Here is a 16,290-nt window from a genome sequence, read left to right on the forward strand (position 1 = left end):
ATGCTCGCGTCCACTGTGCAGTTCTCAAACAACGAACGATCCCCGAGTCGCGTACGCCGGCGCCTACCAGCTCCTGCAAGAGGAGTCAGCGGTTCGTCCGACCGACCGGGCCCGTCATGAAGCAACCTCCCTTGCGGGCTGTTCCCTCAGGACCCAACAGCGTGCCTAGGCGACCACCGTCTGCCGGCTGTGCGCGTTCCGTCCCCGACAAGTCGAGGTGTACTGGCGCGATGCCGACCGATGATGGCCGCCGTAGTTGATGTTCCACCCTTGAGCACCACCCCGAACGCGTACGGCTCGGGCCTGGTCTCTGCACACACCCACCTCAGGTGGGCGCGTCAGAAGCTCCTTAGAAAGGAGGTGATCCAGCCGCACCTTCCGGTACGGCTACCTTGTTACGACTTAGTCCCAATCGCCAGTCCCACCTTCGACGGCTCCCCCTGCGAACAGTTGGGCCACCGGCTTCGGGTGTTACCGACTTTCGTGACTTGACGGGCGGTGTGTACAAGGCCCGGGAACGTATTCACCGCAGCGTTGCTGATCTGCGATTACTAGCGACTCCGACTTCATGGGGTCGAGTTGCAGACCCCAATCCGAACTGAGACCGGCTTTTTGGGATTCGCTCCACCTCGCGGTATCGCAGCCCTTTGTACCGGCCATTGTAGCATGCGTGAAGCCCAAGACATAAGGGGCATGATGATTTGACGTCATCCCCACCTTCCTCCGAGTTGACCCCGGCAGTCTCCTATGAGTCCCCGGCATGACCCGCTGGCAACATAGGACGAGGGTTGCGCTCGTTGCGGGACTTAACCCAACATCTCACGACACGAGCTGACGACAACCATGCACCACCTGTACACCGACCTTGCGGGGCAACCATCTCTGGAAGTTTCCGGTGTATGTCAAGCCTTGGTAAGGTTCTTCGCGTTGCATCGAATTAATCCGCATGCTCCGCCGCTTGTGCGGGCCCCCGTCAATTTCTTTGAGTTTTAGCCTTGCGGCCGTACTCCCCAGGCGGGGCACTTAATGCGTTTGCTGCGGCACGGAACTCGTGGAATGAGCCCCACACCTAGTGCCCAACGTTTACGGCATGGACTACCAGGGTATCTAATCCTGTTCGCTCCCCATGCTTCGCTCCTCAGCGTCAGTTGCGGCCCAGAGACCTCCTTCGCCATCGGTGTTCCTCCTGATATCTGCGCATTCCACCGCTACACCAGGAATTCCAGTCTCCCCTACCGCACTCTAGTCTGCCCGTACCCACTGCAAGCCCGAGGTTGAGCCTCGAGTTTTCACAGCAGACGCGACAAACCGCCTACGAGCTCTTTACGCCCAATAATTCCGGACAACGCTTGCGCCCTACGTATTACCGCGGCTGCTGGCACGTAGTTAGCCGGCGCTTCTTCTGCAGGTACCGTCACTTGCGCTTCTTCCCTGCTGAAAGAGGTTTACAACCCGAAGGCCTTCATCCCTCACGCGGCGTCGCTGCATCAGGCTTGCGCCCATTGTGCAATATTCCCCACTGCTGCCTCCCGTAGGAGTCTGGGCCGTGTCTCAGTCCCAGTGTGGCCGGTCGCCCTCTCAGGCCGGCTACCCGTCGTCGCCTTGGTAGGCCGTTACCCCACCAACAAGCTGATAGGCCGCGAGTCCATCCCTGACCGATAAATCTTTCCAGACGCATCAGATGCCTGAGCGTCACGTATCCGGTATTAGACCTCGTTTCCAAGGCTTATCCCAGAGTCAGGGGCAGGTTACTCACGTGTTACTCACCCGTTCGCCACTGATCCACCCAGCAAGCTGGGCTTCACCGTTCGACTTGCATGTGTTAAGCACGCCGCCAGCGTTCGTCCTGAGCCAGAATCAAACTCTCCGTAGATGTCTCATTGGCAACCACCACCCGAAGGCGGCGATCCACCGACACACGAAACGACCCCCACCCGCTGGCGAGCGGAGATCAGTCAATTCGGCTGCTAAAGAAGCCGCCCGACGGGGTCGGGAACGACTTCCGTATCAACCAAGACCCACCGACGCCGAACAACCAACCCCGAACGGGGCGGCCACCCGAGCCGATGAACCATCTTGGCATCAACTACTAGGCACACTGTTGAGTTCTCAAAGAACAGACGCGCATCCCCCGTCCACCCTCTGCAGGGCGTCCGGCCGGAGGCTCGGTTCCAATCTACCAGAGTTCCTGGCCCGCTTTCCGCGCCTTCCGGCGTTTCTTCGCGTTCCTGAACTCTACCAGAGCTTCTCTCCCGTCTTCACCACCCGTTTACCGGGCGTTTCCGACGTTCCGAAACCCTACCAGGCTTTCCGACCCGCTTTGTCCGCGGCATTTCGCGGAGCAGAGCCAGGAGTCCCGGTCCGGCGCGACCGAGGAGGCGCCGAAGCACCTGGAGGTCGTACCGGGGGTTCGTCGTCCGCGGGACCAGCCATCGAGGTGACCCTCGGTGTCCGTTCCTCCCTGCCGGGCGACGAGGAGATACCTTACGCACGCCGTCCGACCCTCGTCAAACCGGCGGCGCGGGCGCTCCCCGCACCTCGTCCCACCTGGGCTTTCGCCCCGCGGCGGCCAGGGTGACCCCCGTCGGGAGCACCGGGACCTCGGTCCCAGCACCCTCGCGCTCGTCCCACCCTGACCCACTGCCCCGGACCGCGCAACCGCCACGCACGCCGACGCCCACCGGATCGCCTCGGCGGGGGACGACCTCGCCCGTGCGGCGGCACCGCACGTGCAGGAGGGGCGCCCCGCCTCCACGGACCGCCCCTCCCGTCGTCGGCATCCGCCGACCTGCGCCCGCGCGGTGCCCGGCACCGCGCACGCCGATCAGGCCCCGGCCACCCGCGCCACGGCGAGCGTCCGCTTCCCGCGCCGCAGCACCAGGTACTCCCCGTGCAGCAGGTCGCCGGCCTCGACGACCGCGGCCTCGTCGGTGACCTTCCGGTTGTTGACGTTCGCCCCGCCCTCGGCGATCGCCCGCCGGGCCGCGCCCTTGCTCGCGACCAGCCCGCTCGCCGCGAGCACGTCGACCAGCGGGTCGCCGACCGCGACGTCCGCCGACGGCAGCTCCGCCACCGCGGCGGACAGCGTCGCGGCGTCGAGCTCGCCCAGGTCCCCGCCACCGAACAGCGCCCGGCTCGCCGCGATGACCTTCTCCGTCGCGTCCACCCCGTGCACGAGGGACGTGACGTCGTAGGCGAGCGCCCGCTGCGCCTCGCGCGCCGCCGGCCGGGCGGCCACGGCGTCCTCGAGCTCCGCGATCTGCTCGCGGGTGCGGAACGTGAACACCTTGAGGTAGCCGATCACCTCGGCGTCGTCCTGGTTGAGCCAGAACTGGTAGAAGGCGTAGGGGCTCATCATCTCGGGGTCGAGCCAGATGGCGCCGCCCTCGGACTTGCCGAACTTGGTCCCGTCGGCCTTGGTGATGAGCGGCGTGGTGAGCGCGTGCACCGAGGTGTGCTCGGACTTGCGGATCAGCTCGACGCCGGACAGCAGGTTGCCCCACTGGTCGTTGCCACCGGTCTGCAGCGTGCACCCGTGCCGGCGGTGCAGCTCCAGGTAGTCCATGCCCTGCAGGATCTGGTAGCTGAACTCGGTGAACGAGATGCCCTCGTCGGACGCGAGCCGCCGGGCGACGGTGTCCTTGGCGAGCATCGTGCCGAGGCGGTAGTGCTTGCCGACCTCGCGCAGGAAGTCGATCGCGGTGAGCTCGCCCGTCCAGTCGAGGTTGTTCACCATGCGCGCGGGGTTGTCCCCGTCGAAGTCGAGGAACCGGCTGATCTGGGTCTGCAGGCGCTGCACCCACTCGGCGACGGTGTCCTTGGTGTTGAGCACCCGCTCCCCCGACATCCGCGGGTCGCCGATGAGGCCGGTGGCCCCGCCGACGAGGGCGAGCGGGTGGTGGCCGGCGAGCTGCAGGTGCCGCATGAGCACCAGCTGCACGAGGTGCCCGTGGTGCAGCGAGGGCGCGGTCGGGTCGAACCCGGCGTAGAAGGTCACGGGTCCGGCATCGAACGCCTCGCGCAGGGCGTCGAGGTCGGTGGTCTGGGCGACGAGGCCGCGCCAGGCGAGCTCGTCCAGGAGGTGGGTCACGTCGTGCTCCTTGCATCGCGCGGCCGCGGGGCCGCACCGTCGGCGGAAGAGGTCATGCCGGCGTCGTCCCGCGCTGCGGGCTGCTTCCCGACGCCGGCCGGCGATACGCGGGCCGGAAGGCGGACACCGTGGGCTCGCCCGCGAGCCAGAACCGCCAGGGGTACCGGGCGGCGTCGCCGCCGGGCCCCGCGACGCCGACCCGCGGGCCGGTGGCGTGCGCGCCCACGACCGCGTCGGGGTCCCGGTGCACCACGATCCGTCCCCCGGGCTCCGTGAGGTCGGCGCCGTAGTCCGACAGGTCCAGGCCGAGCGCCACCGCGAGCCGCGCCGGCCCCCGCGCGATCTGCCGGTCCGAGTCGACGACGCCCGAGCGCAGCCGCCGGTCGCGGGCGAGCTCCACGCCGTCGACGACCTCACCCGCACGCAGCAGCACCGCGGAGGCGGCGCCGGCGGGGCCGGTCACGACGTTGACGCAGTGGTGCAGGCCGAGGTGCCGGTACACGTAGAGCCGGCCGGGCTCGCCGAACATCACGGCGTTGCGCGCGGTGCGGCCGCGGAAGGCGTGCGAACCGGGGTCCACCTCGCCGGCGTACGCCTCCACCTCGGTGATCCGCAGGGTGACGTCGCCCTCCTCGGAGCGGACGGTCACGTAGGCGCCGAGCAGGTCCGGCGCGACGGCGAGCACCGGGCGCCCGAACCAGGTCCGCGCGGGCACGACACCGGGGACGCCGCCCGGCAGCTCGGGCCCGGGACCCGGCAGCGACGCGGCGGGCACGGGCACGCCGGGGTCGCCGGCCGTCGCCGCGGGCGGGACGGCGCGCGCGTCGCCCGCCCCGCTCCCCTCGACCGCCTGGCTCACCGGGCCATCCTGCCCCATGCGTCGACCCGCACGTCGGCGCGTCCGCGCGTGCCCTCGCGGGCGTAGTGCGCCGCCTCGTCCCGCATCCACGTCCGCCAGTGCGGCAGCGCGTCCGCCCCGTCCCGCTCCAGCCCGCGCGCCAGCCGGGTGGCGTCGTCGGCCTCGACCCACACGAGCAACGACAGATCGGGGGCCCCCGCGAGCCTGCCCGAGCCGCAGCCCTCCAGCACCAGCACGTCGGGCACCGGCACGTCGACCCAGCCGTCGAACCGCCCGGCGTGCCAGTCGTACCGCTGGAACCGCCCGGGCAGCCCGCGGCGCAGCGGCTCGAGCACCTGGGCGGCGAGCCGCGGCCACAGGTCGCCCTCGAGCCCGGACCAGCCGGCGTACAGGTCGTCCATGTGCACCACGTGCGCGCGCACCCCGGCCTCGGTGCACCGGCGTGCGATCCCCCCGGCCAGCGTGGTCTTCCCGGAGCCGGCGGGCCCGTCGACCGCGACCGCCCGCACGGGGCCCAGCCGCGGTGGCCGCGACAGCAGCAGGGGCACGAGCACGCCCGCGGCGTCCTCGTGCCCCTGCTGCGCGCGCGTCAGGTCCACGCGGCGATCGTGCCAGACCCCGCGGCGCCGCCGCGCCGCCTCACGCCACCGACGCCCGCAGCTCGGCGGCCCGCGCGCGTGCCCGGTCCAGCTGCTCCGCGACCCGCACCGGCGCCGTCCCGCCGTGCGCCGAGCGCGACGCGACCGACCCCTCGACGCTCAGGACCGACCGCACCTCGGGGGTGAGCGCCGGGTGGATCGCGGCGAGCTCGTCGTCGGTCAGCTCCCACAGCTCCACCGCCGGCTCGTGCTGCTCGCAGGCCCGGACGCACGCGCCCGCGACCTCGTGCGCCACCCGGAACGGCACGCCCTCGCGGACCAGCCACTCGGCGATGTCGGTGGCGAGCGAGAAGCCCTGCGGCGCGAGCGACGCCATCCGCTCGGTGTCGAACCGCAGCGTCGCGACCATGCCCGCGAACGCCGGCAGCAGGACGGTGAGGGTGTCGACCTGGTCGAACACCGGCTCCTTGTCCTCCTGCAGGTCGCGGTTGTACGCGAGCGGCAGCCCCTTGAGCGTGGTCAGCAGCCCCGTGAGGTCGCCGACCAGCCGCCCGGCCTTGCCGCGCGCGAGCTCGGCGACGTCGGGGTTCTTCTTCTGCGGCATGATGCTCGACCCGGTCGAGTAGGCGTCGTCCAGCCGGACGAACCCGAACTCGACCGTCGACCAGAGGATGACCTCCTCGGCCAGCCGGGACAGGTCGACCCCGAGCATCGCCGACACCCAGGCGAACTCGGCGACGACGTCGCGCGAGGCGGTGCCGTCGATCGAGTTCTCCACCGGCCCGTCGAAGCCGAGGTCGGCCGCCACGGCCGCCGGGTCCAGGCCCAGCGAGGACCCGGCCAGCGCGCCCGAGCCGTACGGGGACACCGCCGCGCGGCGGTCCCAGTCGGCGTACCGCTCGACGTCGCGCAGCAGCGGCCACGCGTGCGCCAGCAGGTGGTGCGCGAGGAGGACCGGCTGCGCGTGCTGCAGGTGCGTCCGCCCGGGCATGATCGCGTCGCCCGCTGCCTCGGCCTGTGCGACCAGCGCGTCGACGACGTCGAGGGTCAGCCCGACGATGTCCCGCGCCGCGTCCCGCAGGTACATCCGCACCAGCGTCGCGATCTGGTCGTTCCGCGACCGCCCGGCGCGCAGCCGCCCGCCGAGGTCGGCCCCGGCGCGCTCGATCAGCCCGCGCTCCAGGGCGCCGTGCACGTCCTCGTCGGACTCGGCGGCGACGAACGCCCCGGACGCCACGTCGGCCGCGAGGCGGTCGAGCGCGTCGAGCATCCCGGCCAGCGCCGCGTCGTCCAGCAGCCCCGCCGCGTGCAGCACCCGCGCGTGCGCCTGCGAACCGGCGATGTCCTGCGGCGCCAGCCGCCAGTCGAAGTGCGTCGACTTCGACAGGGCGGCCAGGGCGTCGGCGGGGCCGCCGGCGAACCGGCCGCCCCACAGCGCGCCGGCCTGCTCAGGCACCGTCGATCCCGCCCTGCGTGCCGAGGTCCTCCGCGTTGCCGAACTTCACGTCGCGCGCGGCGGCGAGCTTGGACGACAGGCCGTAGATCTCGATGAACCCGCGCGCCGCCGACTGGTCGAACGTGTCGCCCGAGTCGTAGGTCGCCAGGTTGAAGTCGTACAGCGAGGTCTCGGAGCGGCGGCCGGTGACCGTCGCGCGGCCGCCGTGCAGCACCATGCGCACCTCGCCGGAGACGTAGCGCTGGGTGTCGTCGATGAAGGTGTCGAGCGACTTCTTCAGCGGGGAGAACCACTGGCCGTCGTAGACCAGCTCGGTCCAGCGCTGCTCGACCTGCCGCTTGAACCGGGCCTGCTCGCGCTCGACGGTGACGTTCTCGAGCTCCTGGTGCGCGGCGATCAGCGCGATGGCGCCGGGCGCCTCGTAGACCTCGCGGGACTTGATGCCCACGAGGCGGTCCTCGACGATGTCGATCCGGCCGACGCCCTGGGCGCCCGCGCGGCGGTTCATCTCCTGGATGGCCTGCAGCGGGGTGACCGGCACGCCGTCGAGCGCCACCGGGACGCCCTGGGCGAACGTGATGACGACCTCGTCGGCGACCGGCGGGAACGTCGGGTCGTCGGTGTAGGTGTAGACGTCCTTGGTCGGCTCGTTCCAGATGTCCTCGAGGAAGCCGGTCTCGACGGCGCGGCCCCACACGTTCTGGTCGATCGAGAACGGGTTGTGCTTGGTGGTCGCGATCGGCAGCTTCTTCCGCTCGGCGAACTCGATCGCCTTGTCGCGGGTCAGCGCCAGGTCGCGCACCGGCGCGAGGCACTTGAGGTCGGGGGCCAGCGAGGTGATGCCGACCTCGAACCGCACCTGGTCGTTGCCCTTGCCGGTGCAGCCGTGCGCGACGGTGGTGGCGCCGAACTGGCGGGCCGCGCGCACCAGGTGCTTGACGATGACCGGGCGCGACAGCGCGGAGACCAGCGGGTACCGGTCGAGGTACATGCCGTTCGCGCGCAGCGCGGGCATGCAGTACTCGGCGGCGAACTCGTCGCGGGCGTCGGCGACGTACGCCTCGACGGCGCCGCAGTCGAGGGCGCGCTGGCGGATGACCTCGAGGTCCTCGCCGCCCTGGCCGACGTCGACCGCCACGGCGATCACCTCGGCGCCGGTCGCCTCGGCGATCCAGCCGATGCCCACGGAGGTGTCCAGGCCGCCCGAGTAGGCGAGGACGACGCGCTCAGTCATGTTCTTCTCTTTCGGTGTCGTGAGTGGTGCGGAGCGGGAGGGGGCGGACCGGCGGGTCAGCCGGTCGTCGCCAGCTCGAGGAACCGCGCGGCGAGCGCGGTGCCCTCGGGACCGTCGGCGCCCTCGCGGGCGATGACGAGGACGGTGTCGTCCCCCGCGATGGTGCCGAGCACGCCCGGGAGCACCGAGTGGTCGATCGCGGAGGCGAGGAACTGGGCGGCCCCGGGCGGGGTCCGCAGGACGACGAGGCTGCCGGACGCCTCGGCGGTGACGAGCAGCTCGGAGCACAGCCGCGCGAGCCGGGCGGCCAGCGCCTCGGCGTCGACCACGGGGGCCGGCGACCGGTCGCCGCCCTCCCCCGGCACCGCGTACGCGAGCGACCCCGTGGGCGTGCGGATCTTCACCGCGCGCAGCTCGACGAGGTCCCGGGACAGCGTGGCCTGGGTGACGGTGACGCCCTGGTGCGCCAGCAGGTCGGCGAGCTCGGACTGCGAGTGCACCGACTGCCGGGACAGCACGTCGCGGATCAGGGCGTGCCGCGCGGCCTTGGTCGACGGCACCCGGCCGGTGGTGGCGGCGGGCTCGTCGGCCCGGGCGGACGCCGTCACGCGGCACGCTCCAGCAGCCAGGCCAGCAGCGCCTTCTGCGCGTGCAGCCGGTTCTCCGCCTCGTCCCAGACCACCGACTGCGGGCCGTCGAGCACCTCGGCGGTGATCTCCTTGCCCCGGTACGCGGGGAGGCAGTGCAGGACGAGCGCGTCCGGGACCGCGAGGGCGAGCGTCGCGGCGTCGAGCCGGTACGGCACGAACGGCCGCTCGCGCTCGGCGGCCTCGGCCTCCTGACCCATCGACACCCACGTGTCGGTGGCGACGGCGTCCGCGCCGGTGACGGCCGCGGCGAGGTCGTCGGTCACCTCGACGGAGCCGCCCGTCCCCGCGGCGATCGCGGCCGCCGCCGACACCACCTCGGCCGCCGGCAGGTACGCCGCCGGCGTCGCGATCCGCACGTGCATCCCGGCGGTCGCGCCGCCCAGCAGGTACGACTGCGCCATGTTGTTCGAGCCGTCGCCGGTGTAGGCGAGCGTGCGCCCGCGCAGCGCCGCGACGCCGCCGCGGTGCTGGGCGATCGTCAGCAGGTCCGCGAGGATCTGGCACGGGTGGAAGTCGTCGGTCAGCGCGTTCACGACCGGGACGCCCGCGTACGCGGCCATCTCCTCGATCCGGGTCTGCGCGTGCGTGCGCCAGACGACCGCCGCGACCTGCGGGCCGAGCACCCGCGCGGTGTCGGCGATCGACTCCCGGACACCGATCCGGGCCAGGTTGCCGTCGACCAGCAGCGGGTACCCGCCGAGCTCGGCGACGCCGGTGGTGAACGACACCTGGGTGCGCAGCGTCGGCTTGTCGAAGATGATCGCGACGGCGCGCGGGCCGTCGAGCGGGCGGCGGGCGAACCGGTCCGCCCGGAGCGCCAGCCCGAGCTCCAGGACCTCGGCCTGCTCGGCGGGCGACAGGTCGTCGTCGCGCAGGAAGTGCCTCACGACGCCGCCCCCAGGTCCTGCGGCAGCGCCGCGAGGAACTCGGTGAACGTCGCGGCCTGCTCGCGGGTGAGCACGTACGGCGGCGCGAGCCGGATGGTCTGCGGGGTGCACGGGTTGACGATGAACCCGGCGGCCAGGGCGCGGGACGCGACCTCGGCCGCGACCGGCGCGCTGAGCTGCACCGCGATCAGCAGGCCCTCGCCGCGCACCTCGGCGACCAGCGGGTGCCCGAGCGCGGCGATCTCCGACCGCCACCAGGCGCCCAGGTCCGTCACGTGCGCCAGCAGCCCGTCGCGCTCGATCACGCCGATGGTCGCCAGCGCCGCGGCCGAGGCGACCGGGTTGCCGCCGAACGTCGTGCCGTGCTGGCCGCGGCCGAGCAGCGTCGCCGCCCGCTCGCCGTACGCGACGACCGCCCCGACCGGGAAGCCGCCGCCGAGGCCCTTGGCCAGCGTGACGACGTCGGGGCGGGTGCCGCCGCCGAGGTGCGGGTGCTGGTGCGCGAGCCAGGTGCCGGTGCGGCCCATGCCGGTCTGCACCTCGTCGAGGATGAGCAGGGCGCCGTGCGCCTCGGTGAGCTCGCGGGCGCGGGCCAGGTAGCCGGGCGGCAGCGGCAGCACGCCGGCCTCGCCCTGGATCGGCTCGAGGAACACCGCGGCCACCGTGTCGCCCCCGCCGTCCGCGAACGCGGCCTCCAGCGCGGCGGTGTCGCCGAACGGCAGGAACTCGACCCCGCCGGGCAGCGGCTCGAACGGCTCGCGGTACGCGGCCTTGGAGGTGAGCGCGAGCGCGCCCATCGACCGGCCGTGGAACGCACCCTCGAGCGCCAGGACCCGGGTGCGCCGGACGCCGCCGGGGCCCTCGCTGTTCCGACGGGCCATCTTGAACGCCGCCTCGTTGGCCTCGGTGCCGGAGTTCGTGAGGAACACCCGGGAGCCCTCGGGCGCGTCGGCGACGGCGAGCAGCCGCTCGGCCAGCGCGATCTGCGTCGGGCTCGCGAAGAAGTTCGAGATGTGGCCCAGCGTGCCGAGCTGCGCGGAGATCGCCGCGGTCAGCGTCGGGTGCGCGTGGCCGAGCGAGTTCACCGCGATGCCGCCGAGCAGGTCGAGGTAGCGGAACCCGTCGGCGTCCCACACGTACGGGCCCTCGCCGCGGACCAGCACGCGCTGCGGGGCGCCGAACGTGTCCATGAGCGCGTGGCCGTAGCGCTCGGTCCAGTGGGCCACGGAGTCGGCCCCGGCCAGCGCGGCGGGGTCCTGCGGCTCCAGGTGCTGCTCGGTCACTCAGCTCACCTCGGGGACGTGGGGGACGGTCGGTGCGACCCGCGGGATCGGGGACGTGAAGGGCGAGGGGCTGGGCTCGTCGTCGGGCAGCACCATCGTGCCGATGCCGTCGGACGTGAAGACCTCGACCAGGATCGAGTGCGCCTGGCGGCCGTCGATGACGTGCGCGCGCCCGACGCCGCCCGTGACCGCCCGCCAGCAGGCCTCCATCTTGGGGCGCATGCCGGCGTCGAGGGACGGCAGCAGGTCGGCGAGCGCGCCGGCCCGGATCCGCCGCGCGAGCGAGGACCGGTCGGGCCAGGACGTGTACAGGCCCTCGACGTCGGTGAGGACGATGAGCTTGCGCGCGCCGAGCGCCACCGCCAGCGCCGCCGCCGCGGTGTCCGCGTTGACGTTGAGCACCTGCGTCGGGTCGTCGATGTCGGGCGCGACCGTCGAGACGACGGGGATCCGCCCGGCGTCGAGCAGGTCGTGCACGGCGCCCGGGTTCACCTCGACGACGTCGCCGACCTGGCCCACGTCCACCTGCTGGCCGTCGACCGTGGCGGTGCGCCGCCGGGCCTGCAGCAGGCCGCCGTCCTCGCCGGACAGGCCGACCGCGTACGGGCCGTGCGCGTTCAGCAGGCCGACGAGCTCGCGGGACACCTGGCCGGTCAGCACCATGCGGACGACGTCCATCGCCTCGGGCGTGGTGACGCGCAGGCCGCCGCGGAACTCCGACTCGATGCCGAGCCGGTCGAGCATCGCGTTGATCTGCGGGCCGCCGCCGTGCACGACGACCGGGCGCAGGCCGACCTGGCGCAGGAACACCATGTCCTCGGCGAACGCGCGCTTGAGGTCCTCGTCGACCATCGCGTTGCCGCCGTACTTGACCACGACGAGCGCGCCGGCGAACCGCTGCAGCCAGGGCAGCGCCTGGATCAGCACCTCGGCCTTCTGGTCGGGGCGCAGGTCGGTCCGCGTGTCGAACGCGTCGTCGTGCGGGGGCGGGGCGTCGAGGCTCATGTGGAGTACGCGCTGTTCTCGTGGACGTAGTCGTGCGTGAGGTCGTTGGTCCAGATGGTGGCGGTGGCGTCGCCGGCGTGCAGGTCGACGTCGACGCGGACCTCGCGGGCGGCGGCCAGGTCGACCAGGTCGCGCGGCTCGCCGACCCCGCCGGCGCGGCACACCTGGACGCCGTTGATCGAGACGTCCAGCAGGGCGGCGTCGTAGGGGGCGACGTCCTCCGGCACCGTGCCGACGGCCGCGAGCACGCGGCCCCAGTTCGGGTCGTTGCCGAACACGGCGGCCTTGAACAGGTTGGACCGGGTGACCGCGCGGGCGACGGCGACGGCCGCCTCCTCGGAGGTCGCACCGGCGACCGTGACCGCGATGTCGTGCGAGGCGCCCTCGGCGTCGGCGACCAGTTGCCGCGCCAGGTCGGCGGAGGCCGCGGCCACAGCGGCGGCGAACGCCTCGGGGTCCGGGGTCACGCCGCTCGCGCCGGAGGCGAGGAGCAGCACGGTGTCGTTGGTCGACATGCAGCCGTCGGAGTCGACCCGGTCGAACGTGGTCCGGGTGGCGGCGCGCAGCGCGGCGTCGGCCTGCTCGGCGGTGACGACGGCGTCGGTGGTGAGCACGACCAGCATCGTCGCGAGGCCCGGCGCCAGCATGCCCGCGCCCTTGGCCATGCCGCCGACCGTCCAGCCGTCGCCGGCGACCGCGGCGGTCTTGCTCACGGTGTCGGTGGTCATGATGGCGGTGGCGGCGTCGGGGCCGCCTCCGGCGCTGAGGGCCGCGGCTGCGGCGTCGGCGCCGGGGAGCAGCAGGTCCATCGGCAGCCGCTCGCCGATCAGGCCGGTCGAGCACACCAGGACGTCCCCGGCGGACGTGCCGAGCACCTCCGCGACGTGCTCGGCGGTGCGGTGGGTGTCGAGGAAGCCCTCGGGGCCGGTGCACGCGTTGGCGCCGCCGGAGTTCAGCACGACCGCGGTGGCGACGCCGTCGGCCACCGCCTGCCGGGACCAGACGACCGGCGCCGCGACGACGCGGTTGGAGGTGAACACGCCTGCGGCGACCTGCAGCGGGCCGTCGTTGACGACGAGGGCGACGTCCGGCTTCCCGGACGGCTTGAGGCCGGCGGTGACCCCGGCGGCGCGGAAGCCGGCCGGCGCGGTCACGCCCGCGGTCTCGATGGCGGCGGTCACGGGGCGACTCCCTCGGTGGTGAGGCCGGTGCGCTCGGGCAGGTCGAGCGCGAGGTTCAGCGACTGCACCGCGGCGCCCGCGGTGCCCTTGACCAGGTTGTCCAGCGCGCAGAGCGCGACGACCTTGCCGGCCGCCTCGTCGACGGTCACCTGGACGAGCGCGGTGTTCGCGCCGGTGGTGACGCCCGTCGTCGGCCACTCCCCCTCGGGCAGCAGCTCGACGAACGGCTCGGCGGCGTAGGCGGTCTCCCAGGCGGCGCGGACCGACCCGGCGTCGGCGCCGGGCGCGAGCGGGGCGGTGACCGTGGCGAGGATGCCGCGGGACATCGGGACCAGCACCGGGGTGAACGACAGCCCGACCGCCGCGGCCCCGGCGACGCCGAGGTTCTGCTGGATCTCCGGGATGTGCCGGTGGGTGCCCCCGACGGCGTACGGCTGCGCGGAGCCGAGCGCCTCCGCCGCGAGCAGGTGGGTCTTGAGCGACTTCCCCGCGCCGGAGTACCCGACGGCCAGGACCGCGACCACGTCGGCCGGGTCGACGACGCCCGCCGCGACGCCCGGCTGGAGGGCCAGGGTCACGGCGGTGACGTTGCAGCCGGGGACGGCGATGCGGCGGGCGTCCGCGAGCGCCGCGCGCTGGGCCGTGGCCGCGGTCTCCCCCGCGTGCAGCAGCTCCGGCATGCCGTAGGGCCAGGTGCCCGCGTGCTCGGTGCCGTAGAACCGGCGCCACGCCTCGGGGTCCGTCAGCCGGTGGTCCGCGCCGAGGTCCACGACCAGCGCGCCGTCGCCGCGGTCCGCGAGCGCCGCGGCGATCTCGCCGGAGGCGCCGTGCGGCAGCGCCAGCACCACGACGTCGTGGCCGGTGAGCTCGTCGACCGAGGTCGGGGTCAGCACGCGGTCCGCGAGGGCGCGCAGGTGCGGCTGGTGCGCGCCGAGCCGGGTGCCGGCGTTGGAGTGGGCGGTGAGCGCGCCGATCTCGGCCTCGGGGTGGCCGAGCAGGAGCCGCAGGGTCTCGCCGCCGGCGTACCCGGAGGCGCCCGCGACGGCGACGGAGAAGGACATGTGCATGACCATACACCCGAGTGCACAGTGATTCATCGGGGCGTCCGCGGCGTGGCGCGGGGGCCGGCGCGGGTGGGCCGGCCCGTGGTCCCCACCCGATTCTCGCGCCGCCACCCGATGAAGCGGGTGGTCACGCGAGAATCGGGCGGGGACCGGGGCGCGAGCGCGCGGACCCCGCGCCCGCCCGGACCCTGACACGGCCGGAATGCCCGGGCCGGGCCGGTCGTTGCTGCTCGTATGCACGCGATCCTCGCCACCGAGCCGGGTGGACCCGACGTCCTCGAGCCCGACGAGATCCCCGACCCGCTGCCGGGCCCGCGCGACCTCCTGGTGCGGCTCAGCGCCGCGGGCGTGAACTTCATCGACACCTACCGGCGCAGCGGCGTGTACGCGATGCCGTTCCCGCACGTGCCCGGGTCCGAGGGCGCGGGCGTCGTCGAGGCCGTGGGTCGCGAGGTGCGCGACTTCGCCGTCGGGGACCTGGTGGCGTGGGCGTCGGCGCCCTCCTCCTACGCGGAGCTCGTCGTCGTGCCGGAGGCCGTCGCGCTGCGGGTGCCGGACGGCGTCGCCGACGAGGTCGCGGCCGCCCTCCCCCTGCAGGGCCTCACCGCGCACTACCTCGTCACGTCGACCTTCCCCGTGCTCGAGGGCCAGGACGTGCTGGTGCACGCCGGGGCCGGCGGCGTCGGGCTGCTGCTCACCCAGCTCGCCGTCGCGCGCGGCGCGCGGGTCATCACCACGGTCGGCACCGCCGAGAAGGAGGCGCTGTCCCGCGGCGCGGGGGCGTCCGAGGTCGTCCGGTACTCCGAGCTCGACGACCTGACGGCGGAGCTGCCCGCGCTCGTGCGCGACCTGACCGGCGGCCGCGGCGTGCACACGGTGTTCGACGGCGTCGGCGCCACGACCTTCGAGGCCTCGCTCGCCTCGCTGCGGCCCCGGGGCGGGCTGGCGCTGTTCGGCGCCTCCTCGGGCCCGGTGCCGCCGTTCGACCCGCAGCGGCTCAACGCCGCCGGGTCCCTGTTCCTCACCCGGCCCACCCTGGGCCACTACACCGCCACCCGGGACGAGCTGACCCGGCGGGCCGACGAGCTGTTCGCGGCCGTCGCCGCCGGCACCCTCGACGTCCGGGTCGGCGCGACCTACCCCCTGGCCGAGGCCGCCGAGGCGCACCGCGCGCTCGAGGGCCGGGCCACCACCGGAAAGGTGCTCCTGACCGCATGAGAGACCTGCACGTCGAGATCTGGTCCGACATCGCCTGCCCCTGGTGCTACATCGGCAAGCGCCGGTTCGCCGCCGCGCTCGCCGACTTCGAGCACCGCGACCACGTCCACGTGACGTGGCGCTCGTTCGAGCTGCAGCCGGACGCCGAGCCGTCGACGGCCCACCCGGGGCTCACCGAGGCGCAGATGCTGTCCGAGCGCAAGGGCATGCCGGTCGACCAGGTGCGGCAGATGTTCGACCAGGTGACCGCCGTCGCCGCCTCGGTCGGCCTGGCGTACGACTTCGACACCGTGGTGCCCGCCGACACCTTCGACGCGCACCGGCTGGTGCACGTCGCCGCCTCGCTGGGCGGCGATCCCGCCGCGGCCGAGGTCGTCGAGCGGCTGATGAGCGCGCACTTCGAGCACGGGCGGGTCGTGGACGACCTCGACGTGCTGGTGGAGATCGCGGCCGAGGCCGGGCTGGACGGCGACGCCGTGCGCACCGCGCTGGCGACGGACGCCGGGGCGGGCGCCGTGCGCGCCGACGAGGCCGAGGCCGCCGCCCTGGGCATCCAGGGGGTGCCGTTCTTCGTCGCCGACCGCCGGCTCGGGCTGTCCGGCGCGCACCCGGTCGAGGTGTTCGCGCAGCTGCTGTCCCAGGCGTGGGCCGACGCGAACCCGCCGCTGGCGATCCCGACGATCGCGGGCGCGGCCGACGCGGAGGCGTGCGGGCCGGACGGCTGCTGAGGCCCGACGCGCGAGCGGCGCGGGTCGGCGGACCGG

General features: G+C 73.3%; 13 protein-coding genes and 1 rRNA gene. 2 read left to right on the forward strand and 12 right to left on the reverse strand.

What is annotated here, in order from left to right; genetic code table 11:
• Nucleotides 1–353: 353 nt before the first annotated feature.
• The 12 genes from FKM96_RS01460 to argC all read right to left on the reverse strand — a co-directional run bounded on the left by FKM96_RS01460 (nucleotide 354) and on the right by argC (nucleotide 14,311).
• Nucleotides 354–1,873 (reverse strand): 16S ribosomal RNA (locus FKM96_RS01460).
• Between the two features lie 951 nt (nucleotides 1,874–2,824).
• Nucleotides 2,825–4,090, reverse strand: coding sequence for a tyrosine--tRNA ligase (gene tyrS / locus FKM96_RS01465; RefSeq protein WP_147793745.1), 1,266 nt, complete (start codon nucleotides 4,088–4,090; stop codon nucleotides 2,825–2,827).
• A 52-nt stretch (nucleotides 4,091–4,142) separates the two neighbouring features.
• Nucleotides 4,143–4,865: a DNA-3-methyladenine glycosylase gene (locus tag FKM96_RS01470; protein ID WP_371300518.1), complete on the reverse strand. Its 723-nt coding sequence runs from the start codon at nucleotides 4,863–4,865 to the stop codon at nucleotides 4,143–4,145.
• An 80-nt stretch (nucleotides 4,866–4,945) separates the two neighbouring features.
• On the reverse strand, nucleotides 4,946–5,548 hold the full coding sequence (locus tag FKM96_RS01475; RefSeq protein ID WP_246855126.1) for a uridine kinase: 603 nt from the start codon (nucleotides 5,546–5,548) through the stop codon (nucleotides 4,946–4,948).
• 40 nt (nucleotides 5,549–5,588) lie between these two features.
• Nucleotides 5,589–7,004 (reverse strand): argininosuccinate lyase, encoded by a 1,416-nt coding sequence (gene argH / locus FKM96_RS01480; RefSeq protein WP_147793747.1) that lies wholly within the window; start codon nucleotides 7,002–7,004, stop codon nucleotides 5,589–5,591.
• Complete coding sequence (locus FKM96_RS01485) at nucleotides 6,997–8,238, reverse strand: argininosuccinate synthase (protein ID WP_147793748.1); 1,242 nt, start codon at nucleotides 8,236–8,238, stop codon at nucleotides 6,997–6,999. Before FKM96_RS01485 ends, argH begins: the two co-directional genes overlap by 8 nt.
• Nucleotides 8,239–8,294: 56 nt before the next feature.
• The gene (locus FKM96_RS01490; protein ID WP_147793749.1) at nucleotides 8,295–8,846 is read right to left on the reverse strand and encodes an arginine repressor; all 552 of its coding nucleotides are present in this window, start codon (nucleotides 8,844–8,846) and stop codon (nucleotides 8,295–8,297) included.
• Nucleotides 8,843–9,775 carry an ornithine carbamoyltransferase gene (argF, locus tag FKM96_RS01495; protein ID WP_147793750.1) on the reverse strand — a complete coding sequence of 311 codons (933 nt, stop codon included), beginning with the start codon at nucleotides 9,773–9,775 and terminating at the stop codon, nucleotides 8,843–8,845. Before argF ends, FKM96_RS01490 begins: the two co-directional genes overlap by 4 nt.
• Nucleotides 9,772–11,058 (reverse strand): acetylornithine transaminase, encoded by a 1,287-nt coding sequence (locus FKM96_RS01500; RefSeq protein WP_246855127.1) that lies wholly within the window; start codon nucleotides 11,056–11,058, stop codon nucleotides 9,772–9,774. Before FKM96_RS01500 ends, argF begins: the two co-directional genes overlap by 4 nt.
• The gene (argB, locus tag FKM96_RS01505; protein WP_147793751.1) at nucleotides 11,059–12,063 is read right to left on the reverse strand and encodes an acetylglutamate kinase; all 1,005 of its coding nucleotides are present in this window, start codon (nucleotides 12,061–12,063) and stop codon (nucleotides 11,059–11,061) included.
• Nucleotides 12,060–13,244, reverse strand: a complete 1,185-nt coding sequence (gene argJ, locus FKM96_RS01510) for a bifunctional glutamate N-acetyltransferase/amino-acid acetyltransferase ArgJ (protein ID WP_246855128.1) — start codon at nucleotides 13,242–13,244, stop codon at nucleotides 12,060–12,062. The genes argB and argJ overlap by 4 nt, the downstream gene beginning before the upstream one ends.
• Entirely contained in the window at nucleotides 13,241–14,311 is a 1,071-nt protein-coding gene (argC, locus tag FKM96_RS01515) for an N-acetyl-gamma-glutamyl-phosphate reductase (RefSeq protein WP_246855313.1), read from the reverse strand. Before argC ends, argJ begins: the two co-directional genes overlap by 4 nt.
• 231 nt (nucleotides 14,312–14,542) lie before the next feature.
• Between argC and FKM96_RS01520 the strand changes: the two genes are divergently transcribed.
• Nucleotides 14,543–15,526 (forward strand): quinone oxidoreductase, encoded by a 984-nt coding sequence (locus FKM96_RS01520; protein WP_147793753.1) that lies wholly within the window; start codon nucleotides 14,543–14,545, stop codon nucleotides 15,524–15,526.
• A complete protein-coding gene (locus tag FKM96_RS01525) occupies nucleotides 15,523–16,254 on the forward strand; it encodes a DsbA family oxidoreductase (protein ID WP_210417346.1) in 732 nt (243 codons plus the stop codon). The genes FKM96_RS01520 and FKM96_RS01525 overlap by 4 nt, the downstream gene beginning before the upstream one ends.
• Nucleotides 16,255–16,290 lie beyond the last annotated feature (36 nt).

It is taken from the genome of Cellulomonas sp. Y8 (assembly GCF_008033115.1).
Lineage (GTDB): Bacteria > Actinomycetota > Actinomycetes > Actinomycetales > Cellulomonadaceae > Cellulomonas.